8 protein-coding genes are annotated in these 7390 nt (G+C 71.5%); all 8 read right to left on the bottom strand.

The window, feature by feature from the left end; all coding sequences use genetic code 11:
• Window positions 1-68 precede the first annotated feature (68 nt).
• Window positions 69-914, bottom strand: a complete 846-nt coding sequence (locus AB0P17_RS42890) for an ABC transporter ATP-binding protein (protein WP_365820507.1) — start codon at window positions 912-914, stop codon at window positions 69-71.
• Window positions 915-927: 13 nt separating this feature from the next.
• The gene (locus AB0P17_RS42895; protein WP_365820509.1) at window positions 928-1950 is read right to left on the bottom strand and encodes an ABC transporter substrate-binding protein; all 1023 of its coding nucleotides are present in this window, start codon (window positions 1948-1950) and stop codon (window positions 928-930) included.
• Window positions 1951-2082: 132 nt separating this feature from the next.
• On the bottom strand, window positions 2083-2937 hold the full coding sequence (locus tag AB0P17_RS42900) for an ABC transporter permease (RefSeq protein ID WP_365820511.1): 855 nt from the start codon (window positions 2935-2937) through the stop codon (window positions 2083-2085).
• 211 nt (window positions 2938-3148) lie between these two features.
• Entirely contained in the window at window positions 3149-3679 is a 531-nt protein-coding gene (locus tag AB0P17_RS42905) for a GAF domain-containing protein (protein ID WP_365820513.1), read from the bottom strand.
• 40 nt (window positions 3680-3719) lie between these two features.
• Window positions 3720-4394, bottom strand: coding sequence for an ATP/GTP-binding protein (locus AB0P17_RS42910; protein WP_365820515.1), 675 nt, complete (start codon window positions 4392-4394; stop codon window positions 3720-3722).
• Window positions 4372-4743: a DUF742 domain-containing protein gene (locus AB0P17_RS42915; protein WP_365820517.1), complete on the bottom strand. Its 372-nt coding sequence runs from the start codon at window positions 4741-4743 to the stop codon at window positions 4372-4374. Before AB0P17_RS42915 ends, AB0P17_RS42910 begins: the two co-directional genes overlap by 23 nt.
• A gap of 2 nt (window positions 4744-4745) precedes the next feature.
• Window positions 4746-5183 carry a roadblock/LC7 domain-containing protein gene (locus AB0P17_RS42920; RefSeq protein ID WP_365820519.1) on the bottom strand — a complete coding sequence of 146 codons (438 nt, stop codon included), beginning with the start codon at window positions 5181-5183 and terminating at the stop codon, window positions 4746-4748.
• Window positions 5184-5190: 7 nt separating this feature from the next.
• Window positions 5191-7074 (bottom strand): ATP-binding protein, encoded by a 1884-nt coding sequence (locus AB0P17_RS42925; protein WP_365820521.1) that lies wholly within the window; start codon window positions 7072-7074, stop codon window positions 5191-5193.
• Between the last annotated feature and the right edge of the window lie 316 nt (window positions 7075-7390).

Consider the following 7390-nt stretch of genomic DNA (forward strand, 5'->3'; position numbering starts at 1 on the left):
GGGGCTAGGGGAGTGGAGAGAGAGGGAAGGGAGGGGACAGTGCGCCGGGATCCCGCCGTCGTGGCGCGTCACTCCTGGGCGGAAGCCGCCCCCAGCAGTCCCCGGACCCTGGCCGTCGCCGCGCGGAACTCGGGGCGCCCCAGCGTTTCCGTGTACTCCCGTTCCGCCGGCAGCCCCACGTCGATGATCTCCGTGATGGTGCCGGGGCGCGGGCTCATCACCACCACCCGCTGGGCGAGATAGACCGCTTCCGAGATGGAGTGGGTCACGAGGAGCACGGTGGTGCCGGTCTCGCGCCAGATCCGGTTCAGCTCCATGTTGAGCTGCTCCCGCGTCAGCGCGTCGAGCGCGCCGAACGGCTCGTCCATCAGCAGCACGGGCGGCGCGTGGAGCAGCGCCCGGCAGAGCGCGACGCGCTGCTGCATGCCCCCGGAGAGTTCGTGCGGATACGCGTCCTCGAAGCCGGTGAGCCCGGTCATCGCGATGAGTTCGTCCGCCCGCTCGCGGGCCGCGGCGGCGTCCGTCCGCCGGATCTCCGCCTGGAGCAGGATGTTGCGGCGGGCGGTGCGCCACTCCAGCAGGGCGGCGCGCTGGAACACGTAACCGATGTCGTGCCGCGGCCCCTCGACCGGCCGGCCGTGCAGCTGTACGGCGCCCTCGGACGCGGTCAGCAGGCCCGCCACCAGTTTCAGCAGTGTGGACTTGCCACAGCCGGAGGGCCCGACGAGGGCGACGAACTCCCCGGGCGCCACATCGAGCGAGACCTCCTGCAAGGCGGTGACCTCGCGCTTCTTCGTACGGAACCGGACGGCCACCTCGCCCAGGCGGACCGCGGGCGCGCCCGGGGGCAAGGTGGTGTGGTGCGCGCCGTCCTGCCGCGCCGCCGGATCCTGGAGCTTCGCGTTCCTGGCCATGGTGTGTTCCGCCCTATCCCTTCAGCGCCGTGCCGCTGTCCCAGTACTCCTGTACGGCCTTCGGGCTCTTCACCAGCCCGGCCTGCGCGAAGATGTCGATGGTCCGCCGCCAGTCGCCCTCGGTGTTGACGCCCGGGGCTGCGCCGCGCGTCGCGTCGGTGTGCAGCAGGGTCACCGTCGTGGCGAACTGCTCCGACAGGACGTTCTTGGGCGGCAGTTGCTCCGAGGCGCCGTCCATCGCGGCGACGGCGGGATCCGGCGCCTTCTCGGCCGCCGCCCACGACTCGCTGACGGCCCGCACCATGCGCCGGGCCAGGTCGCCGCGCTCGGCGAGGATCCGCTGCCCGGCGATCAGCCCGTTGGAGTAGAAGTTGAGGCCGTGATCGGAGAAGCGGAGGTACGAGACCTCCTTCTTGGCCTTGTCCTTCATGGTCGGGCCCTGGTCGCTGGCGTAGCCGAGCAGCGCGTCCGTCTTGCCCGAGATCACCGCGGCGATCTTGCCCGCCGGGTCGGTGTTCTGGATCGTGACGTCCGACTCCTTCAGCCCGTTCTTCTCCAGGAAGATCGGGAAGGTCTTGGTGAGCGCGTCGCCCGCCGTGCCCGCGATGGTCTTGCCCTTGAGGTCGGCGGGGGTGGTGACGTTCTCGCTCTCGAAGAACTGCACGGACGACGGCGTCGTCTGGAGGAAGACCCCGAGGCTCTTCACCCGGACGCCCTGGTCCACCCCGCTGAGCACGGCGGGGGTGTCGGCCCAGCCGAAGTCGGTCTGTCCGGCGGCGGTCGCCTGCACGGTCTTCTGCGAACCCTGGCCGGCCCTGATCGTCAGATCGATGCCGTGCTTCTCGAAGATCTTCCGTTGCTTGCCGTAGTAGAACGGCGCGTGTTCGCCGTACGGATACCAGTTGAGCGTCAGGGTGACCTCGTCGAGCTTCTTGCCCGAGTCGCTGGTGGAGGTCCCCGCGCCGTCCTCGCCACAGGCGGTGGCGGCGATCAGGAGCAGTGGTACGAAACCGATCAGGAGTCTGCGCGGGTGCATGGCGTGGCCCTTCCCGGAACGGGGTCGAGTCGTGCTCAGTACGTGCGGTACGCGGTACGTGTGGTGCGCCGTGCCTGTCGTGCTCAGTACGTGCGGTGCGCCGTGCCTGTCGTGCGCGGTGTGTCCCGTGGCTCAGTAGGTGGTGGTGACGTCGGTGTCCCGGCGGCTCGCGTGCCAGGGCAGCAGCAGCCTCTCGGCGGCCTCGACCAGCGCGAAGAGGACGACACCGATCAGCGACATGACGAGGAGCCCCGCGAAGAGCATCGGGGTGTCGAGATTGCCGTTCGCCTGGAGGATCACATAGCCCAGCCCCTCGTTCGCGCCGACGAACTCTCCGACGACCGCCCCCGTCACCGCGAGGGTCACGGCGACCTTGAGCCCGGAGAAGAGATGGGGCAGCGAGGCCGGAAAGCGGATCTTGACAAAGGTCTGCCAGGGTTTCGCGCCCATCGTCGCGGAGAGCTGGAGCATCTCCGGGTCGACCGCCTTGAGACCGGTCACCATGGAGATCACCACGGGGAAGAAGGCGATGAGGACCGCGATCAGGATCTTCGGGGTGATCCCGAAGCCGAGCCAGACCACGAACAGCGGTGCGACGGCGATCTTCGGCACCACCTGGGCGAAGAGCAGCAGGGGGTAGAGAGTCCGCTCCACGGTCGACGAGCGGACCATCACCACCGCCGCGAACACTCCGACCACGGCGGCGATGAGAAAGCCGAGCAGTGTCTCGTACGTCGTCACCCAGGTGTGGTGCCAGAGGTAACCCGCCTTCCCCGTCAGTACGTCGAGGGTGGCGCCGGGCGAGGGGACGAGATACGGCTCGACCAGTTCGGCGGCGGCGATCGCCCACCAGAGCACACCGCAGCCGACCAGCAGCGCGACGGGACGTTTACCGGCCTCGACGGCGCGGGCGATCCGCTCCCCGGCGCCCGGCCTGAGGCGCTGCGGCGAGGGAGGGGGAGGGGCGGGCAGGACGCTCTGGCTCACGGTGAACTCCTCGGGGCAACCAGGTAGTTGTCACGTGCGCCGCGCCTCGGGGATACTTCGGGAACCTGCCGCCAACCGCTTCGGCCGACATATGGCCCTGACTCTGGGACCGAGCCGGAAAGCGCTTTCCGCCAGGATTGATCCGTCACGCTAGTGACTGCCCGTCCCTGTGGTCAAGAGGCTGTCCCGAGGTTGGGGTCTGTCCTGTGGATCAGGCCAGGCCGTCCTCCCGGCGGTGGATCTGCGACATCAGTTGCGCCGCGCAGGACTTGATGGTGTCGAGCCCGGTCCGCCCCCAGCGCCGTGGTTCGGTGTCGGCCACGCAGACGGTGCCGAGCGCCAGTCCCGTACGGTCGATGAGGGGCGCCCCGAGGTAGGAGCGGATGCCGGTCTCGTCCACGAGCGCGTTCCCGGCGAACCGGGGGAAGTCGCGGACGTCCTCCAGGACCAGCGCCTTGCGCCGTACCACGACATAGGGGCAGTAGCCGTGGTCACGGGACTTGACCCGCTGCCCGGTGCCGCCCGGCGGGGTGTGCAGCCCGGCGAAGAACTGCCGTTGCTCGTCGAGGAAGTTGACCATCGCGTACGGGGCACCCGTCAGCTGTGCCATCTGCTGGGCGAAGGCGTCGAGCGCCGGTTCCGGGCGGTCGCCGAGGCCGAGTCCGCGCAGCCGGAGCACGCGTTCGGGGGCCTCCTGGTCCACCGGGGTGAGCAGCAGCCGGGCGATCGGGTCGTATCTCATCCGCGTTCTCCGGCACTCGGGGTGGGCGCGGACGACCGCCTCATTCGGCGAGCTCCGGTGCGGGCGCGGGCGCGAAGACCGTCGGGGACGGCGGCGGCAGCGCGAACGGGGCCGGGGACGGAGCGGGCGCCGGGAACGAGGTGAGCAGATGCTGGACGAGCGTGACCAGTGTGCGGATGCCGGAACTGGCGATACGCGCGTCGCAGAGCACGATCGGCACCTCCGGCCTGAGGTCTATCGCGGCCCGCACCTCCTCCGGTTCGTAACGGTACGAACCGTCGAACTCGTTGACGGCGACGACGAATCCGATGCCCCGCTGTTCGAAGAAGTCCACCGCGGAGAAGGAGTATTCGAGCCGCCGGGTGTCGGCGAGGACGATCGCGCCGAGCGCTCCCCGGGACAGTTCGTCCCACATGAACCAGAAGCGTTCCTGTCCGGGCGTGCCGAAGAGGTACAGCACATGGCGTTCGTCGAGCGTCAGCCGGCCGAAGTCCATCGCGACCGTCGTCGACGTCTTCGTCTCGACGCCTGTCAGATCGTCGGTCGCGGCGCTGACCTGGGTCAGCAGCTCCTCCGTGCTGAGCGGCGCGATCTCGCTGACCGCGCCCACGAAGGTCGTCTTGCCGACGCCGAACCCGCCCGCGACAAGGACCTTCAGCGCGGTGGGAAAGGGCTGGGCGGCGGAACAGGGGTCAGAGCTGTCGTCGTAGACCATCGAGCACTGCCTCCAGCAGGAAACGGTCGGTGGGGTGGTCGAAGCTGTCCGGCGGCCGTGCGGTGATCGCCCCGCACTCCACCAGATCGGAGAGGAGGATCTTGGCCACCGTCACGGGGAGCCGGAGCTGCGCTGCGATCTCCGCGACGGAGGTCGGCCCCGCGCACAGGCCGACGGCCTGGGTGTGTTCGGGTCCGAGGTGCGGCTGCGGCGCCGTCCCGGTGGAGATCACCAGTGTCAGCAGGTCCAGGGCGGCCGTCGGTCTGGTCCGGCCGCCGCTCACGGTGTACGGGCGGATGAGCCGGCCCGCCGCGTCGTCGAGCCAGGGCCCGTCCGTGGAGAGCGGCACGGTCAGTGCACCGTGCCGCTCGGTGAGACACCGGCCTCGTGCCGCAGTGGCGTCGCCAGATACGGCCGAACGCTCTTGACCAGCATCGCCATCTCGTAGCCGAGGACCGCGGCGTCGGCCTCCCGGCCGGCCAGCACGGCGAGGCAGGTACCGGATCCCGCTGTGGAGACGAAGAGGAGGGTGGAGTCGAGTTCCACCACGACCTGCCGGACCTCACCGCCGTCGCCGAAGCGGATCCCGGCGCTGCGGCCCAGCGAGTAGAGGCCGGAGGAGAGCGCCGCCATGTGGTCCGCGCTGTCGGGGTCCAGCCCGTGCAGGGATCTCACCAGACCGTCGGCGGAGAGCAGCACCGCGCTGCGGGTGTACGGGACTCGCTGGACCAGGCCGCTCAACAGCCAGTCCAGGTCGGTGACATGGCCGGTCGGCACATCGCTCGCCATGGTGTGTCTACTCCTTGGGGGTGGTGTCGTGGCGCGGTGATTCCGGCGGTTCCGGAGCGGGTGGCGCCGCTTCCATGGGGCGCGTTGCGGGCTGGGACTCGGCGAGGCCGATGCCCCGCCGGAAGGCGGCCATCAGACCGGGGTCGTGGAGCGCGGGCTCACCGGCGGGCGGCGGCGCGGGGGCGTCCCGTAGCTGCGGTACGAGGTGCTCCTGCCCGCGGCGCCGGGGCAGCCGGGGCCGGCTCGCGGTCGAGCGGACCATGCCGTCACCGGTGGGATCGACCAGGGGGCCGACCGGGATCACGGGGGCGGGCGGCGGCTCGGGGCGCGCCGCGTGGCGGGCTCCGGGGCGGGCGTCGGCCGGGGTGGGCCGCTCGGCGCGGGCGCTCCGTACGGGCAGCGGCGCGGGCCCGCCGGGGGGCACCGGGGACGGCGCGGCGGGCGCGGGCTCCTGGCGCGGCGGAGGCGGGGCCGCGTACGCCTGCCGCTCGACGGGGAGCTGACCGCTCCCCTGCGCGGGGGGCACATGCGCGGGCGCCCCTTGCGCGGAAGTCCCTTGTACGGAAGCCCCTTGTACGGGAGAGCCCGGCCGCTCCGTGGGGGCGGGGTGCCCGGCGTGGTCCGGGGGCGTGGCGTGGTCCGGGTCGGCGCCGAGGAGCGTCTGCGGCAGCACCAGTACGGCCTGGATCCCGCCGTAGATGTTGGTCTGGAGCCGGACCGCGATCCCGTGCCTGCGCGCCAGTGCGGCAACCACGAAGAGGCCGATCCGTCCGTCCTGGAGGAGGTGCGCGACATTGACCTGGTCGGGGTCGGCGAGCAGCGCGTTCATCTTCCGCTGCTCGGTGACGTGCAGGCCGAGTCCCCGGTCCTCCACCTCGATCGCCAGCCCCGCCGTCACCTGCTGGGCGCGCAGCAGCACTTGGGTGTGCGGGGACGAGAACAGCGTGGCGTTCTCGACCAGTTCGGCCAGCAGGTGGATGACATCGGCGACGGCGTGGCCGCGCAGGGTGCCGTCGATCGGCGGCACGAGCTTGACCCGCGGATACTGCTCGACCTCGGCGATCGCCGAGCGCAGGACCTCGGTCAGCGTGACCGGCCTGCTCCACTGGCGCCGGGAGATCGCCCCGCCGAGGACGGCCAGGTTCTCGGCGTGCCGGCGGATCCGGGTCGCGAGATGGTCGACCTGGAAGAGACCTTTCAGCAGCTCGGGGTCCTCGACCTCGTTCTCCAGGTCGTCCAGCAACTGGATCTCGCGGTGGACGAGGGACTGGAGGCGCCGGGCCAGATTGACGAAGACCTCCACCTTCTGTTCGTCACCGATACTGCCGGAGAGCCGCGACGCCTGGATCACCGCGCCGACGGCGGCCTCGCGCGAGCGGCCGAGTTCGGCCGCGAGCAGGTCGAACTCGTCACCGCCGTGGCCGTGGCCGGTGGGCGGCGCGGGGGGCGCGGGCACCCGTTCACCGCGCCTGAGCCGCTCGACGACGTCGCGCAGTTCGGCCTGCCCGCGCGCGCTGGAGCGGCGTAGCGCGGTGCACCGGCCGAGGACGGTCCGCGCGGTGCGCTCCGCCCCCAGGGCCGCCGCGGCGACGGCGGCGAAGGCGAGCAGCGCGGTGCCCAACAGGGCCGTCCAGACCGGGGCGGTGGGTTCCACCGTGGTGGAGCGCAGGACGAGCACCACGGCCGCGGCGCCGCTCAGTGCGGCGACTATCGCGGGCAGGACGGCGGTGCGCAGGAGTTCGGCACGGAGGAGTTGGGGCCGTATGCGGACGTCCTGCGGGGTCGCCGCGTCCGCCCGGGCCGCGGCGGAGAGCACGCGGGGGCCCGGCCGGCCGTGCCGTCCGCCCTCCCGGCGCTCCGGCCGCGCGACAGGTGCGCGTAGGTGAGACATCTGTGTCCTCGGTACTGGGGCCCCAGGATCGGCATCGTGCTGGTGCTGGTGCGGCGGCGGTCTTCTGGTTCATGGCGTGGCGGCAGGACCGGCGCATGCCGGACGATCCCTCCGTTGATCACCGAGCACACACGGTAGTCGCCAAGCGGTCATCCGGGGTGGGCAGTTGACAAAGTTGCCCACAGAGCGTCCCGCTCCGGTATGAGCCATCGCACATCAGCCCGAAATACCCCATGGGGAGCGGAGTACGGACGGTGCGGCCCGGCGCCCAAACCGCCCCGCCGCCCCCGGCGGGCTCCGCCACCCCACCCCCCGC

It is taken from the genome of Streptomyces sp. NPDC088124 (assembly GCF_040685895.1).
Classification (GTDB): domain Bacteria; phylum Actinomycetota; class Actinomycetes; order Streptomycetales; family Streptomycetaceae; genus Streptomyces.